We start from the raw sequence: 15,080 nt of genomic DNA, 5'->3' as shown, positions 1-15,080 counted from the left end.
CGGCCCACACCGCCAGAGCGCCATGTCGTGGGGCATCGCGGACACCGCTCTACCCCTGCCGGGAACCGGCAGGCGGACGCACACCGGGAGGGCGTGCGCCGGACGGCCGGCGGACGCAGGAACACAGGAGCCCGCCATGCACCTCGGCCGACCCCACCGCAGGCCTCACGGCGAAGACCCCGGGCCCCACACCGGCGGCCCCGGTGCCGGGCAGCCGCGTCTCGGCCTGACGCTGATCGCAGCCTCGCTGTGCATCTTCGTCGTGCAGCTGGACTTCCTGGCACTCAATCTGGCCCTCCCCCGGATGGCCTCGGAACTCGGCACGACGACCACCGATCTCCAGTGGGTGATCAGCGGCTACATGCTGGCGCTGGCCGCCACCCTGGTCCCCGGCGGAAGGCTCGGCGACATCCTCGGCCGCAGGCGGATGCTGCTCGGGGGCCTGGTCGTGTTCGGCGTGTGCTCGCTCGCCGCCGGGCTCTCCTCCGACGCGGGCGTCGTCATCGTGATGCGGATCGCCCAGGGTGTCGGCGCGGGCGTGCTGTTCCCGCTCGCCATCGCCGTGATCACGGACGCCTACCCCCCGGAGCGCACACTCCGGGCCATCGGGAACGCCTTCGGGATCGGCGCCGTGGCCCTGGCCCTCGGCCCCGTGTTCGGCGGCGGTGTCACCGAACTGCTGAGCTGGCGCGTCGTGCTGCTGGTCAACGTCCCGACGTGTGCGGCGGCCATCCTGATGGTGGTCGCCGGGGTACGGGAGTCGCGCGACACCACCGTGCCCCGCTCGATCGACCTGCCGGGCGTACTCGCCGTCGCGGCCGGCATCGCCCTGGTGACATACGCGGTGGACCGCTCGACCGCCTGGCCCCCCGGGTGGACCGTCGGTCTCGCGGCGGCCGGGGTGCTGCTGCTGGTCGCCTTCGTGCTCCACGAGCGCGTGACCCGCTGGCCGCTGGTCGCCCTCGACCTGTTCCGCAACAAGCCCTATGTGCTCATCACCATGATGGCCACCGTCGCGAACATCGCCTTCGTCGTCGCCATGTACGGCATCACGATCTACCTCCAGCAGGTCGAGGGCTACTCACCGCTCGGGGCCGGCCTGGTCTTCCTCGCCGCGTCCGTCTCGGCGGGGATCGCCGCGCTGCTCTCGGGGCGGCTCGGCGAGCGCTTCGACGTCCCCCGTACGATCGGCGTGGGGACCGTGGTCGGAGGCGCCGGCCTGTTCCTCGCATCCTTCGGCGGGGGGCTCTGGACCTATGTGCCCGGGCTGGCGCTGACCGGGCTCGGATACGGCCTGGGGTGGACGATGGGCAGCGCCGGAACCCAGGTCGTGGTACCACCGGAGCGGGCCGGCCAGGCCTCCGGGGTCACGCTGGCCGTCATGATCGGGGTCGCGGGCATCTGCGTGGCCGCGGGCGCGACACTGATCGAGGTACGAGCCGCGGGCGAGGGCCTGGGCGCGTCGATCGAGGGCTTGCTGCGCTGGGTCGCGGTGGGCAGCGCCGTCGCGGCCGTGGTGATCGGTGGGCTGGCCGAGCGCATGATGCCCCGCACCCCCGCGGGCTCCGGCTGACCGGAGCCCCCGCGAGCGCCGCCCCGGCATCAGCGGCCTCTCGCTTCCCTTCCGCGAATCACCCGGGGCCCGCGCGAGCGGCGTCTCGGCGCCCGCACCGAGGACGTCCCGGCGGCCGTCGGACCGGACCGCCGCCGACTCCGGGGACCACAGGTGCGAGCCGCCTCCCCACGGGTCGGGCGGAACGCCGAGGGGCCGTTCCAGATCACTCTGAAACGGCCCCTCGACTTCGACTCTCACAAGTCGGGACGACAGGATTTGAACCTGCGACCCCTTGACCCCCAGTCAAGTGCGCTACCAAGCTGCGCCACGTCCCGGTGCCCGCCTGACCTGGGACTTCCCCCGGCCGAACGCGCATGAGAACCATACCGCACTTCACCGGGTCGCCACGAACCGGTCGCCGGTCGATCTCGAGTGCGGTGGAAGTTGCACGGTGGGTCGCACGACCGGCACCGGACCGGCCACCGTTCACGACCCCGCGCCCGGCCGCCGGGACCCGGACCGCCGATGGCCGATGGCGGCCCCGATGGCCCCGATAGCCCCGATGGCTCTGACGGCTCTGACGGCTCTGACGGCTCTGACGACAGGCGACGAGGAGCACCGGCCCGCGGCGGCCTCGACACTCGGGCACGACCGGGCTGCCGGACGAGGCCCCCGGCTCGCCCTCGCCCCGACGGACATCGGCGCGGACGGCTTCCGGCCCGCGGCACGGGCGCATCCCGGCCGGGTGGCCGACGTCGGTATCCGCGAGCGGCCGATGACCGGTGTGGGTGGCGGACCGGCCCTGACGGGCAATGCGGCCGGTGGCGCGCACCTTCGCGAGTTCCCTGGTCGAGCAGGTCAAGCGCGGTTTCGGGCACCAGGGCGCCGGCGGGGTCCTGGTGAGCGCGGGCGCCTCCTACGACCGGCCCGCGGGTGGCTTCACCCGTGCGGCTCCGGCGATGCGGCCCTGCTCGGCGCCCTCGACGGCTGGACCGCCCGGGTGCCCGGGCACCGGGACGAGACCGAGGCACCGCCGCGGGCAGCGGCCTCGGGGACGGCCCGGTCCATGTGCGGCCGTCGCTCCGGTCGAACAGGTCCGGGCTGCCCGTTCGACGGCGCCCGGCGCCCGGCTCCCGGCTCCCGACCGCGAGGGAGGGGCGCGGCGGCCTGGTGATCGCGGTCGGACCGGTGCTGGACCACGCCATGGCGGCGACCGGGGGCACGGACGTCGCGGTGCCGTACGCGGCGACCGCGCGGCCCTTCGACACCGCCGCGGTCCGGCGGGCAGTCGGGCACGGCCCGCCGACGTGGTGGCCGTCGAGCCGTATCTCACGGGCATGTCGACCACACCGCCGTCAACGACGCACCGGCGGACGCGCCGCAGGGGGTGCTGCGCCGGGCATCGCCCTCCGCCCGGCGGAAGCCCGTGCGGTACGGGCGGATGCAGGAGCACCTTGCCGCGCACGGCCTGGATCCGGCGGGGCTCCGCCGGCGGACCGGCCGGCGGATCGGCCGGGTCCTCCCGGGCGCGGGCGCGTCCCGCCGCGCGGCGCCCGTGCCGCCGGGCCCCCGCCGCTCGGCATCCTCGGCCGTCACCCCTGCTCCCTGACCGGCGGGGCGAGCCACGCCGCGACGGCCTCCGCGATGGGCAGACCGGTCTCCAGTTCGATGAAGCCGAACTGGCCGCCCTGGTTCCCTTCCAGGAACCACCACAGTCCCTCCTCGTCCTCGGCGAAGTCGAAGGCGGCGTAGGCGAGTCCGGCGAGACTCATGTAGTCCCGCACGGACCGCGCGATGCGCTCGGGCACGTCGGCGGCCTTCCAGGGCTGGCCGGTGTCGCCGTACCGTCCGTCCACCTGACCGTCCACGGAGCGTTTCCGGGCGGCGAACAGGCTGGTGCCCACGGCGGTCAGGCGGATGTCGGCGCGTTTGGGAACGTACTGCTGGAGCAGCGTGGGCCCGGCGGCCACGCTGGAGAAGTCGGTGTCGGGGGGGATGCGGGTGGTGGGCAGGGACACCGGCGGATCGCCGGACGGCGGCCCTGAGGCGGACTTCACCACGATGTCCCGGTACTGGGCCGCGAACTGCCGCGCCACGCGGGGGAACGTGGTGATGACGGTGGGGGGTACGGCGAAGCCGCTGCGGTGCGCCAGGCTGAGCTGCCAGGGCTTGCAGCGGGCCTGCGCTGAGACGCAGGGGTGGTTCATCCAGCGCGCGGGGGCCGAGTAGAGCATCCCGTACAGGGCCTGCTCGGTCTCCGCGGTCAGCCACTCCGAGGGCTCCTCGGCGTGGGCGGCGGGCTCGCCCGGTCTTCGCACCCAGACCGACCGCAGCGCGCCCATGCTGAGCAGCCGCCCGTCGGTCGACAGATGGCCGTAGAAGTCACCGCGCACATACTCGGCGGACAGCGCGGCCTCGCCGGGGAGGTCGGCGGGGTCCAGTCGCACCAGAGGCACTCCGCGGTCGTGCAGCTTGGCGATCACCATGTCTGCGGTGACGTCTTGACGGCACGTCAATATCAGTACGGTCATCGCCGTGCCGGTCCGTCAGTCGTCGAAGTGCGTCTTGGAGCCGGCGGTGGACGTCGTCGTGCCGGTCACCAGGATCAGATCGCGGTCGACGATGGCCGGCCGCCCGTCCGGCAGCACGTTCAGTTGCAGGGCGGAGTCGTAGGTGTACGGCAGTGTGACCGCAGGACTCTCGGCCGGAAGTACGTACTTCAGTACGAACGGTCGCATGAGTCTCCTTCGTCGACGGTCTGGGCACACGTAACAGTACGTGCCGGTGATGTAGGGCACTCATTACTATCCGTCACTTCCGGTCATGCTGGCAGTGAATGTCATCACACTGGACGGACCCCGCGGGATCGCCCCATCCGTAGACGGATGGGGGAATGCGCGGGGTTCCCCCATGAGAGCACTGAATGGTGTAGACCGATGTGAACATCCCGTGAAGACGGGCTAGTTGAAGCGTCACCCGTGATTGCGCGCGCACACGCGATGACCGTCCGTCACGCGCGTGCGTCCTTCGCACCCACACCGTGACCATGCGTCACACGCTTGTGCCACTCCCACATGCGGGGTGACCGTGCGTCACACGAGGCGGACGGCCGCGCATGGATCATCACCGTATGTGACGCCGGGCACAGCGGCCCGCGCGAGCACCACCGTCGGTGCGCGTGGCGCCGGTGCGGCGCGCGCACACCCGTCGCACCCCCCGACTCCGGCGGCGGTCCGCGCACCGGTCACCCCGGCCGGTCCTGGGAGAGCTGCTTGTAGTAGAACGTGGTGGGCCGCAGGGTGCCGCCGGGGTCCGCCGCGAAGCCGGGAATGACTCCGGCCGCCGTCCATCCGGCCGAGCGGTAGAGCCTCTCGGCCGGACTGCCCGTCTCGGTGTCCAGGACGAGGAGGGTGGCGCCACGGCCGGCCGCACCGCGTTCGGCCGCCCCGAGCAGGGCCCGGCCGAGCCCCCGCCCCCTGGCCTCTCGGTGGACCAGCAGTTTGGCGATCTCGGCCCGGTGGCCGCTGTTGGGGTACCCGGTAAAGCCCGCGCTGACGGTGCCGACGACGCGCTCCCCGTCACGCGCGACCCACACGGCGCGACCGCCCGCGGCCAGCGCGGGACCGTGCGAGTTCCACCACTCCTCGGCGGCGGTGCGGTCGAGGGGTGCGAGAAAGCCCACGGAGGCACCGCCCTCGACCGCGTCGACCAGCAGCTCGGCCAACCGGGGTGCCGCACGCCCGAGTTCCCCCGCGCCCAGCCGGGAGACGGTGAAGCCGGTCACGGCAGCACCACCACGGCGTAGCGCGCCTCCCCGGGTCCGGCGCAGCGGAATCGCGTCGGCCCCCGGAGGCGGAACCGCAGGCAGTCACCCGCGTGCAGCTCGTGCGTGGAGTCGCCGACGGTGATCTCGACCGTGCCGTCGAGCATCCAGATGTGCTGCTCCATGCCGGGAACCGGGGGCGCTTCGTACGCGAGGTCGGCTCCGGGGGCGAGCCGGGACTCGACGATCTCCGCGCGCAGACCGGTGCGCGGCGGCGAGACGGAACGCCGGACGAAGCCCGCCGACTCGTCCGCCCAGACCGTCTGGTCTGCGGCGCGGACGAACTCGGCGGGCTCCGCCTCCACCTCGCCCAGCAGCTGGGACATCGTCCTGCCGTGGACCGCGCACAGCTTGCCCAGCAGCGAGGTGGTGGGGCTGATCTCGCCCCGCTCCGCACGCGACAGGGTCGACCGGCTCACTCCGCTGCGCCGCGCCAACTCGTCCAGCGACCAGCCGCGTTCGGCCCGCAGCCCGGCGAGCCGTGCCGCCAGCCGTACGTCGACGGGGTCGCGCTGCCCGCTCTCGCCATCTTCTCTCATATTCGGCACGGTATCCCAGATACGGGACGACCGGCAGACCGGGGGCTCCGGGCTCCCACCCCGCCGGCCGTGCGGGCCGGCGCGGCCGGGGCGCGGCGCCACGCGGCCGTGTGCAGGCACGGCCGGGTGGCGGTACGGCCGGGGAAGGGCGCCGCGGCGTACGCCGGTCCCTGCCGGACCCACCGGACGCTCCGGACCCGCCGGACCCACCGGACCCACCGGACCCACCGGACCCACCGGACCCACCGGACCCACCGGACCCACCGGACCCGCCGGACCCGCCGGACCCGCCGGGCAGGACGGGCAGGACGGGCAGGACAGGGGGGACGGGCGGTACGGCCGGGGAAGGGCACCGCGGCGTACGCCGGACCCACCGGACCCACCGGACCCGCCGGGCGGCGGGACGGGCGGGACGGGCAGGACGGGCAGGACAGGGGGGACGGGCGGTACGGCCGGGGAAGGGCACCGCGGCGTACGCCGGACCCACCGGACCCACCGGACCCGCCGGGCGGCGGGACGGGCGGGACGGGCGGGACGGGCGGCACGGGCGGCACGGGCGGCACGTAAGCACCGGATACGCCGGACCCGCCGCATATGCCGGATTCGCCGGGCGCGCCGGACCTCGTCGTGGAGGCGGACCGCGGGTCCGCACGGCGCCCCGGGCCGCCGACACGCCGGGAGCCCCGGGAGCCCCGGGAGCGCCGGGGGCGCGGGGAGCGCGGGGAGCGCGGGAACGGCTTGCGCGTCCGGCACCTGCCGGCGCAGCGGACCGCGCCGGGGCGTGCACGGCGGGAGAGCGCCCGACCGGCGCTCCGGTCCGCCGGAATCGACTCCCGGTCAAGAGCGCTCAAATTCAGCCGAGTTGTGGATGTTTCCATACCTCTGCGGACGGACCGGCGGCCGACCTAAGCGGAATGCTGTCCTTCGTTGCCATATGCCCGTGAACCCCTTGCCATGGGCACGTGGCAGAAAGATGCTCCATAGGCATGCCCCGCGCCGGACCGGGCTGGCGGGTACCACCGGGGACGCCGTCCCAACCGCACGTCAGCGGACCGCATTTCGGCCAAAGTTGGCCACCGAGTTGTACCACCCGTAAGCGATCAACACCATGAGGTAGTCGGCCTGTACGGGACGGGACCATGCCGATGCACCACCTGCTCGAACACTCGCGCGAGCAGGCGTTTCGCAGAGGAGGCCTCGCGATGGACGGGTACTTCGCCAGTCGACTTCATCAGCAGCTCCGGGAACGGGTCAGGGACTTCGCCGAGTGCGAAGTCCGCCCCCGTATTCCCGCCATGGAGACCGCCCGCACGGCGCACCGCGAGCTCTCGCGGCTCATCGCACGGCAGGGCTGGCTCGGAGCGACGATCCCCAAGGGGCACGGCGGCATGGGCGTAGGCCATCTGGCCAAGACGATCATCATCGAGGAACTGTCCCGGGTGAGCGGGTCGATGGGGGCCATGGTCCAGGCCTCGCAGCTGGGTGTCGCCAAGATCGTCCACTTCGGGAGCGAGGAGCAGAAGAAGACCTGGCTCCCCCTGGTCGCGGCGGGCGAGTGCCTGCCCACGATCGCGGTCACCGAACCGGAGTCGGGCGGCCATGTACTGGGCATGACCGCCACCGCGGTACGGGAGGGCGACGACTACGTCCTCAACGGCCGGAAGGTGTACGTCGGCAACAGCCACGTCGGTGATCTGCACGGGGTCGTCGTCCGCACGGGGCCGGGCTCCGAAGGCCTCACGGCCTTCCTGGTGGAGTCCCGCCGCCCCGGGTGCCGCACGGGGGAGCAGAAGCCGGCCATGGGGCTGCACGGCTTCAGCTTCGGCGAACTCCACTTCGAGGACTGCCGGGTTCCGGCGGCCAACCGGCTGGGCGAGGAGGGCGACGGCCTGGCCGTCGCCTACTCCTCCAGCGTGCTCTACGGCCGCGCCAACCTGACCGCGGTCGCGCTCGGCATACACCAGGCCATCCTGGAGGAGACCACACGGTTCTGCGCCGAGCGCCACCGCTACGGCAAGCCGCTGCACGAACTGCCGTCCATCAAGCTCAAGCTGGGACAGCTCCAGTCACGGCTGATGACGGCACGGCTGGCCGCGTACCACGCGGTGCACCTGCTGGACCGGGGGCTGCCCTGCGACGCCGAGCTGATGAACGCCAAGCTCGTCAACGTCGAGTCGGCGCTCGACTCCGCACGCAACGCGATGGAGATCCACGCGGCGGCCGGACTGTTCACCGAACGGCCCATCGAGCGCTATCTCCGCGACGCGCACCACATCTTCGCGCCCGCGGGCACCTCCGACGTCCAGCTGCTCAGGCTGGCAGAAGTGGCCCTGGGCCAGTCCAAGGGCCAGTGGTCGCAGCGGCTGGCCGAGCTGACCCGCAGCGAGGCCCTGGTCTAGGAGGTCTCAGAAGATCCCGGTGAGGGGCTGCCCGGCCGACTCGGCGGTGCGGCGGTTCGCCGGGCCGGCCGTGCCGGGCACCGCGACGGGGCGAACGCCGCCCGTCGCGGCACCGGACACGGCGCGAGGCACGGCACCGGGCGCGGCACCGGGCGCGGTGCGAGGGCGCGGGACGACGGCGCGGGACGGGCCGGGAGACCCGCACACGCGGCCGGCGCCACGCGGCCGCCCCAGGGAGCCTCGCGGGACTCCCGGGGACGGCGCCGTGCTCGTCACAGCATCCCGTTCTCGCGGCGGTGGATCTGCTCGACCAGTTCCGCCGCGAGCGACTTGATGGTCTCCAGGCCCGCCCGGCCCCACGGGCGCGGCTCGGTGTCCACCACGCAGATCGTGCCCAGGGCGGTGCCCGTGCGGTCGATCAGCGGCGCACCGAGATAGGAGCGGATGCCGATCTCGTCGACGACCGGGTTGCCGGCGAACCGGGGGTAGTCGCAGACGTCCTCCAGCACGAGCGCCTTGCGCCGCACGACCACGTGCGGGCAGTAGCCGTGGTCGCGCGCCATGAAGCGGCCCACGTCCCCGCCGCCCGCCGTGTCCAGGTCGCCACCGCCCGCGTGGGTGCCGGCGGGGGTGTGCAGCCCAGCGAAGAACTGGCGGTGCTCGTCGATGAAGTTGACCATCGAGTAGGGCGCTCCGGTCACCTCCGCGAGCCGGTGCGCGAACTCGTCGAACGCCGGCTCGGGCCGCTCCCCCAGGCCGAGTTGGCGCAGCCGCCGCACCCGGGCGGGAGCCTCCTGGTCGACGGGTGTCAGCAGGAGGTGGCCGGTCGGGTCGTATGTCATGACTGAACTCCGTAGCTCGGCGCCGCTGCCGGCGCCGGGGTCGTGGTGAGCAGGTGCTGGACGAGGGTGACCAGGGCGCCGATCCCCGAGCTGGCGAGACGCGCGTCGCACAGCACGACCGGTACGTCCCGCTTCAGGTCGATCGCGGCCCGCACCTCGTCCGGTTCGTAGCGGTAGGACCCGTCGAACTCGTTGACGGCGACGACGAAACCGATACCGCGCCGCTCGAAGAAGTCCACGGCGGAGAAGCAGTCCTCCAGCCGTCGGGTGTCGGCGAGGACGACCGCGCCGAGCGCCCCTTCGGAGAGTTCGTCCCACATGAACCAGAAGCGCTCCTGGCCCGGTGTGCCGAACAGGTACAGCACGTGCCGGTCGTCGAGGGTGATCCGCCCGAAGTCCATGGCGACCGTGGTGGTCGTCTTGGCCTCCACACCCACCAGGCTGTCGGTACCGGCGCTGACGGCGGTCAGCAGTTCCTCGGTGCACAGCGGCTCGATCTCGCTCACCGCACCGACGAAGGTCGTCTTGCCCACCCCGAAGCCCCCCGCCACAAGGATCTTCAGGGCGCTGGGAAAGGGGTCGCCTCGGTCGCGCGGTCCCCGGCCGCGTTCGGGGATGCGGTCGGGGCGGCGGTCAGAGCCGGCGTCGTAGGCCATCGAGCACTGCCTCCAGCAGGGAACGGTCGGTGGGGGATTCCTGGAAGCGGGGCGCCCTGGCGGTGACCGCCCCGCAGTCGACGAGATCGGAGAGGAGCACCTTGGTGACGACCGCCGGGAGCCGTAAGTGCGCCGCGATCTCCGCCACCGACGTGGGGCCGTCGCACAGGCCCAGGGCCAGCGCGTGCTCCGGCCCCAGCGAACCCTGGGGGGCCGTGCCGGTGGCCATCACCAGGGACAGCAGGTCGAGCGCGGTCGTCGGGCGGGTACGGCCCCCGATCACCGAGTACGGTCGGATCAGCCGACCTGCCGCGTCGTCGAGCCACGGCCCGTCCATGGGGGCCGGCACGGTCAGCGCCCCGTGGCGCTCGGCGCCCCGGTGGCCTGCCTGGCCGGCGTGACCAGATACGGCCGCACGCTCTTCACCAGCATCGCCATCTCGTACCCGAGCACCGCGGCGTCCGCCTCCCGCCCGGCCAGCACCGCGAGGCAGGTGCCCGAGCCGGCCGTGGACACGAAGAGCAGGGTGGAGTCGAGCTCCACCACGACCTGACGGACCTCCCCGCCGTCACCGAACCGGGCGCCGGCGCTGCGGCCGAGCGAGTACAGCCCGGAGGCCAGCGCCGCCATGTGGTCGGCGCTGTCGGCGTCGAGGCCGTGCACGGACTTCACCAGGCCGTCGGAGGAGAGCAGGACTGCGTTGCGGGTGTACGGCACTCTCTGGACCAGGCCGCCGAGCAGCCAGTCGAGATCCGAGGAATGGCCCGCGGGCACATCGCTCGTCATGGTGCATCTACTCCTTGTGGGTGTGGTCGCGTTGCTGCGGTTCGTGCGGGGCCGTGTCCGCGGCTCCGGGCGCCCCGGACTCCGCGAGGCCGATGCCCCGCTGGAAGGCCGCCATCAGGCCGGGGTCGTGCAGCGCCGGTTCCTCGGGCCTGCGCTGGGCCGGGTCGTCCCGCAGCTGGGGCACGAGATGCTCCTGTGCGCGCCGCTTCGGCAACTGAGGTCGGCCCGCGGTGCCGGGTACGGCCGGGGAGCCGGGCGGAGGGGCCGCGTGACCGGGTGCGGAAGCCTGCTGGGGCGGTGGCAGGGGCGCCTGCGGTGGTGGGGGAACGGGCGCCCGCGGTGCGGCCGCACGGCCCGCGCTGGTCCCCGGGGCGGTCGGGTCGGGGCGGTCCGGGTGCCCGCCGCGTACCGGCAGCGGAGCGGGCCCGGCGGATTCCGCCGGGGGCTGATGGTGCGGCATGCCCGGCATGCTCGTCGTGTAGGTGAGGCTGCGCTGGCCGCCGGTGCGGTGTGTGTCGGCGGCCTGCCGCGGTTCGGCTGCGGGGTGGGGAGCGGCTCCCGCGGGCGCGGCTGCGGGGCCGGGAGCGGCTGCCGCGGGCCCGGCTGCCCGCTCCCGCCCGGCGACTCCGCCCGCCACCGCCGCCGTCGCTGCCGGTGGCTGGTCGGGGTGGCGGTGGGCGCCGGGCTGCGCCGCGCCGCCCTGGGCGCCCTCCTCGGCACCGAGCAGCCCCTGCGGCAGCACCAGGACGGCCTGGATTCCCCCGTAGATGTTGGACTGGAGGCGGACGGCGATGCCGTGCCGGCGTGCGAGCGCCGAGACCACGAAGAGGCCGATCCGGCCGTCCTGCAGAAGGTGCGCCACATTGACCTGGTCGGGGTCCGCGAGCAGGGCGTTCATCTTGTTCTGCTCGGAGAGCGGCATGCCGAGTCCCCGGTCCTCGACCTCCACGGCCAGGCCCGCCGTGACGCGCGAGGCGCGCAGCAGCACCTGGGTGTGCGGGGCGGAGAACAGGGTCGCGTTCTCGACCAGTTCGGCGAGGAGGTGGATCACGTCGGCGACCGCGTGTCCGCGCAGGGTGCCGTCGATCGGCGGCACCAGCTTGACCCGCGGGTACTGCTCGACCTCGGCGATGGCGGAGCGGAGGACCTCGGTCATGGTCACCGGGTTCGACCACTGGCGCCGGGAGATGGCACCGCCGAGGACGGCGAGGTTCTCCGCGTGCCGGCGGATCCGGGTGGCCAGATGGTCGACGTGGAAGAGGCCCTTGAGCAGTTCCGGGTCCTCGACCTCGTTCTCCAGCTCGTCGAGCAGCTGGATCTCCCGATGGACCAGCGACTGGAGCCTGCGGGCCAGATTGACGAAGACCTCGACCTTCTGCTCGTTGCCGACGCTGCTCGAAAGCCGGGACGCCTGCACCACGGCCGTCACGGCCGCGTCGTGGGAGCGCGTCAGCTCCTGTGCCAGGAGGTCGAGTTCGTCCCCGCCGGCGCGCGGGGCCGGGAGGTTCTCCCGGGCCGGCGGGCGCTCCCCCCGGCGCAGTCCGTCGACGACCGCGGTGAGTTCGGCCTGCCTGCGGGCACTGGACCCGCGCAGGGCCTGGGCGCGGTCGAGCACGGATCTGGCGGTGCGCTCGGCGCTCAGCGCCGCCGCGGCCACGGCGACGACGGCGAGGACCGCCGAGCCGGCGAGGGCGGCCCACAGTGCCGCGGAGGGCCGCGCGCCGGTGGAGCGGATCGTGAACAGCACCGCGGCCGCGCCACCGAGTGCCACGACCACGGCGGGCAGCACGGCGGTGCGCATCAGTTGGGGGCGTAAACGGGCTTCGGAATACGGCGGCGTGGGCTGCGGCCTGCCCGTGGTGGAGAGTGCGCGGGCGCCTGACCGGCCGTGCCGCCCGCCCTCACGGCGGTCCGACCGCGCGGCGGGTGCGCGTAGTTGAGACATCAGCGTCCTTGGTGCGGGGCCCGGGAATCGTTTACCGATCGATGTGCGTGGCGTCAAAGGTGGGTGCTAGCGCCCGTCGTTGATCGCCGGGCACACAGGGTAGTCGTGAATCGTTCATGTGTGGTGGGCAGTTGACAAACTTGCCCGAAGAGCATGTCGCTCTGGTAGTAGGGCTCGCACGCGCAGCCGATATCCCGGCGCCGGCGGCGGGGTACTGCGCCCGGGTACGTCCTCGTCTCAGGCCGATGCGGCGGAACGTCCGGGCAACCGGCGAGGGGCCGGGAGCCCGGTGCTCGGCCCGATGACCGGTGCGGCCGCCGGCCGGTCCCTCCCCGCATGCGGAGCCGAACGCCGAGCCGTTGCCCGCGCCGGCCGCCCGGCGGAAGCCACCGCCGGCACCTCCGCGTACCGGGGGCCTTCCCGCGCCTGCCCTGCTGCCCGGGCCTGCCCTGCCTTCCCGGCCTGCCCCTTCCCGCGCCTTCCCGGCCTGCCCCTTCCCTGCCTGCCCTGCCTGCCGCACCTCCCCGTACCTCCCCCATCGGAGTTCCCCCTTGCGACGCCGGGCACCGGAGAGAGCGGGGAGCGCCGCCCTCGGGCCGGGCGCGGCAGGAGATCCCCCTCAGGGCAGGAGCTGGCGCACGAGGCAGTCCGCCGCCCAGTGCTGCCATCGTTCGGGTGTCCAGCCGCGGCCGTTCACGAGCAGGCCGTAGGTCTCGGGACCGAGCAGCGCCATCGCGATGTCGGCGGCCGACGCGGCATCGTGGCCGTCGCGCAGGCCGGCGGAGGTCTTGGCTTCCAGGGCCCGGGCGAAGTGCAGTTGGACGGTGTGCCGCTGGCGGAGGTTGACCTGCCACAACTCGGCGAGTTCGGGTTCCGCGGCCGCGGCGCCGTGTACGACCTCCAGGACCAGTGCGGCCCGTTGCAGAACGCGCCGGGCGCCTGCCGCCTGGAGGCGCAGCTGCGTCGCCGGGTCGGGTTCGGCGAGGAGTTCACGAGCCCAGGAACGTTCCAGCGTGGCCACCGGATCGGCGTCACCGGCGACGGCGGTGTCCAGCACCTCCTTGAGCAGGGCGCGCTTGTTGCCGAAGGTGAAGTACACGGTCTGCACACCGACGTGGGCGCTCCGGGCGATCTCGTCGACCGTCGTCGCCGCCCAGCCCCGTTCGGTGAACAGCCGCTCCGCGGCGCGGATCATCCTCAGTCGCGTGTGCCGGGCCTTGTCCGCGCGAGTCAGCCGCTCGGCCATCCGGTCGCCTCCCCTCCTTTGACTGTAGTGACACTACAGTGTTATTCACTGGAGTATGACTACAGTAGAATCGGGTCGCGTCCTGGTCGTCGGCGGTTACGGAGCCGTGGGCTCGACGGTGACCCGCACACTCGCGGAGTGGTTTCCCGGCCAGGTGATCCCCGCCGGTCGAGACGGGGAGAGGGCGCGGCGACTCGGCGGGGTGCGCATGGACGTGGGTGACCTGGCCGGCTTCGCGGAGGTGCTGGACGAGTTGCGCGATGTGGGCGTCGTCGTCATGTGCGTCGAGCCCGAGGACGCGGGAATCGCCCGCATCTGCCTTGAGCGAGGCATCCACCTCGTGGATGTGAACGCCACCCACCGGCTGCTCGAGGACGTGACGAAGCTGCACGGGCGGGCGACCGCGGCCGGGGCCGCGGCCGTCCTCAGCGTCGGCCTCGCTCCCGGACTGACCAACCTCCTCGCGCGGCGCGTCCACGACGCCGTGGGCGGTGCCGAGCGGATCGACCTCACCGTGCTACTCGGCGCCGGAGAGCGGCACGGCACCGACGCGGTGCGCTGGACCGTCGCAGGCCTCGGCGAACCCGTCGCGGGCCGCACCCGGCGGGTGGCACTACCCGGTTTCGGCGAACGGACCGCCCATCCCTTCCCGTTCTCCGACCAGCACACACTGCGCCGCACCCTCGGCGTCCCGGAAGTGACCACGCGGCTGTGTCTGGACTCCCAGGCGATGACCGCCGCCCTGTTCGCGCTGCGCCGCACGGGGCTGCTGCGCGGAGCACGCCGACAGCGGTTCCTGACCGGCGCCTTCGGCCGCCTCCACCTCGGCGGCGACGGCTTCGCGATACGCGCCGACGCCCGGCGCGGCGACCGGCATGCGACCCTGGCCCTCACGGGCAACGGACAGAGCCGCGCGACCGGCCTGGTGGCCGCACACGTGGTGCGCGCCCTCATCACACAGAGCGTTCCGAACGGCGTCCACCACCTGGAACAGCTGACGGCCCTGGCCGACCTGCCGGAGCGACTGGGCCCGCACGGCATCACGGCGACCCGCTGACTCCACGCCCGACGCGCACCCGGAGGACGCCTGCTGACCGTGCAGGGGCGCATCCGGATCAGCGGCCCCGACGATGCCGGTCGTGACGGGAGCAGGGGACGACCACGCGGGGAGACGACCACCGGGCTCCGGTCCGGAAACGACCGGGCGCCGATCCGGAGACGACCGGGCAGGAGTCCGGAAACGACCGGGCGCCGATCCGAAGACGCCCGGGCGGGAGTCCGGAGACGAC

The 15,080-nt window shown here is 73.4% G+C and carries 13 protein-coding genes, 1 tRNA gene and 1 pseudogene; 4 read left to right on the top strand and 11 right to left on the bottom strand.

Features of this window, described 5'->3' with window-relative positions; all coding sequences use genetic code 11:
* Window positions 1-136: 136 nt before the first annotated feature.
* Window positions 137-1,573 carry an MFS transporter gene (locus tag DDQ41_RS28690; RefSeq protein ID WP_109297068.1) on the top strand — a complete coding sequence of 479 codons (1,437 nt, stop codon included), beginning with the start codon at window positions 137-139 and terminating at the stop codon, window positions 1,571-1,573.
* Window positions 1,574-1,816: 243 nt separating this feature from the next.
* Here the strand turns inward: DDQ41_RS28690 and DDQ41_RS28685 are convergent.
* Window positions 1,817-1,890, bottom strand: a tRNA-Pro gene (locus DDQ41_RS28685).
* 260 nt (window positions 1,891-2,150) lie between these two features.
* Between DDQ41_RS28685 and DDQ41_RS32805 the strand changes: the two are divergent.
* Window positions 2,151-3,164 (top strand): annotated as a pseudogene (locus tag DDQ41_RS32805) (transketolase).
* Here the strand turns inward: DDQ41_RS32805 and tgmB are convergent.
* The 4 genes from tgmB to DDQ41_RS28660 all read right to left on the bottom strand — a co-directional run bounded on the left by tgmB (window position 3,148) and on the right by DDQ41_RS28660 (window position 5,917).
* Complete coding sequence (tgmB, locus tag DDQ41_RS28675; RefSeq protein WP_109297067.1) at window positions 3,148-4,086, bottom strand: ATP-grasp ribosomal peptide maturase; 939 nt, start codon at window positions 4,084-4,086, stop codon at window positions 3,148-3,150. The pseudogene DDQ41_RS32805 and the gene tgmB sit on opposite strands and share 17 nt — an antisense overlap.
* Window positions 4,087-4,101: 15 nt before the next feature.
* Window positions 4,102-4,293 (bottom strand): putative ATP-grasp-modified RiPP, encoded by a 192-nt coding sequence (tgmA, locus tag DDQ41_RS28670; protein ID WP_017944157.1) that lies wholly within the window; start codon window positions 4,291-4,293, stop codon window positions 4,102-4,104.
* 506 nt (window positions 4,294-4,799) lie between these two features.
* Window positions 4,800-5,339, bottom strand: a complete 540-nt coding sequence (locus DDQ41_RS28665; protein WP_109297066.1) for a GNAT family N-acetyltransferase — start codon at window positions 5,337-5,339, stop codon at window positions 4,800-4,802.
* On the bottom strand, window positions 5,336-5,917 hold the full coding sequence (locus tag DDQ41_RS28660) for a helix-turn-helix domain-containing protein (RefSeq protein ID WP_109297065.1): 582 nt from the start codon (window positions 5,915-5,917) through the stop codon (window positions 5,336-5,338). Before DDQ41_RS28660 ends, DDQ41_RS28665 begins: the two co-directional genes overlap by 4 nt.
* A gap of 1,202 nt (window positions 5,918-7,119) precedes the next feature.
* Here DDQ41_RS28660 and DDQ41_RS28655 point away from each other — a divergent pair.
* Window positions 7,120-8,316 carry an acyl-CoA dehydrogenase family protein gene (locus tag DDQ41_RS28655; RefSeq protein ID WP_109297064.1) on the top strand — a complete coding sequence of 399 codons (1,197 nt, stop codon included), beginning with the start codon at window positions 7,120-7,122 and terminating at the stop codon, window positions 8,314-8,316.
* Window positions 8,317-8,588: 272 nt separating this feature from the next.
* On the opposite strand, the gene DDQ41_RS28650 is transcribed toward DDQ41_RS28655, so the two are convergent.
* The 6 genes from DDQ41_RS28650 to DDQ41_RS28625 form a co-directional block, all read right to left on the bottom strand.
* Window positions 8,589-9,158 (bottom strand): GAF domain-containing protein, encoded by a 570-nt coding sequence (locus tag DDQ41_RS28650; RefSeq protein ID WP_109297063.1) that lies wholly within the window; start codon window positions 9,156-9,158, stop codon window positions 8,589-8,591.
* A complete protein-coding gene (locus DDQ41_RS28645) occupies window positions 9,155-9,814 on the bottom strand; it encodes a GTP-binding protein (protein WP_109297062.1) in 660 nt (219 codons plus the stop codon). Before DDQ41_RS28645 ends, DDQ41_RS28650 begins: the two co-directional genes overlap by 4 nt.
* Complete coding sequence (locus DDQ41_RS28640) at window positions 9,792-10,163, bottom strand: DUF742 domain-containing protein (RefSeq protein ID WP_172607767.1); 372 nt, start codon at window positions 10,161-10,163, stop codon at window positions 9,792-9,794. The genes DDQ41_RS28645 and DDQ41_RS28640 overlap by 23 nt, the downstream gene beginning before the upstream one ends.
* A gap of 2 nt (window positions 10,164-10,165) precedes the next feature.
* Window positions 10,166-10,600, bottom strand: a complete 435-nt coding sequence (locus tag DDQ41_RS28635; RefSeq protein WP_109297060.1) for a roadblock/LC7 domain-containing protein — start codon at window positions 10,598-10,600, stop codon at window positions 10,166-10,168.
* A gap of 7 nt (window positions 10,601-10,607) precedes the next feature.
* Window positions 10,608-12,545, bottom strand: a complete 1,938-nt coding sequence (locus DDQ41_RS28630; RefSeq protein WP_109297059.1) for an ATP-binding protein — start codon at window positions 12,543-12,545, stop codon at window positions 10,608-10,610.
* Window positions 12,546-13,164: 619 nt separating this feature from the next.
* Window positions 13,165-13,791, bottom strand: coding sequence for a TetR/AcrR family transcriptional regulator (locus DDQ41_RS28625; protein ID WP_109297058.1), 627 nt, complete (start codon window positions 13,789-13,791; stop codon window positions 13,165-13,167).
* Window positions 13,792-13,846: 55 nt separating this feature from the next.
* Between DDQ41_RS28625 and DDQ41_RS28620 the strand changes: the two genes are divergently transcribed.
* Window positions 13,847-14,848, top strand: a complete 1,002-nt coding sequence (locus DDQ41_RS28620; RefSeq protein ID WP_109297057.1) for a saccharopine dehydrogenase NADP-binding domain-containing protein — start codon at window positions 13,847-13,849, stop codon at window positions 14,846-14,848.
* Window positions 14,849-15,080: the final 232 nt, after the last annotated feature.

The sequence above is a fragment of the Streptomyces spongiicola genome (assembly GCF_003122365.1).
Taxonomy (GTDB): Bacteria; Actinomycetota; Actinomycetes; order Streptomycetales; family Streptomycetaceae; genus Streptomyces; species Streptomyces spongiicola.
Note: the sequence above shows the minus strand (reverse complement) of the source record. Positions and strands in the feature narration are given on the sequence as shown.